The sequence below is a fragment of the Aliiroseovarius sp. ABM4_368 genome (genome assembly GCF_056161205.1).
On record NZ_JBSWYR010000029.1, the window covers coordinates 1 to 319 of the forward strand.

At 59.6% G+C, this 319-nt stretch carries 1 protein-coding gene; it reads left to right on the forward strand.

Annotation, left to right across the window (positions count from 1 at the left end; translation table 11 throughout):
* Window positions 1-319, forward strand: a 319-nt coding sequence (locus tag ACXAH3_RS16490) for an Ig-like domain-containing protein (protein WP_474863361.1), incomplete at both ends; no start/stop codon positions are given.

The following is a 319-nucleotide window of genomic DNA, read 5'->3' on the forward strand; positions in this document are numbered from 1 at the left end:
GTCTGTTCTGGACAACGACACGTTGAATGGCGTGGTTGTTGATCCGGCTGACATTACCCTGACCCCCGGCACAGCACCCAGCCCAACTGACGGCTCGATCACCATGAATGCGGACGGGACGATCACGGTTGCCCCCGGTACGACGGCTGGCACTTACAGCTATCCCTATACGATCTGCGATGCAGTGAACGCAGGCAACTGCGACACGGCGACGGCAACTGTTGTTGTCGACCCGGCTCCGATTGATGCGGTGGATGATGCGATGGGTGCGGTGAACGGCTTTGTAGGCGGCGACACTGCGTCTGTTCTGGACAACGAC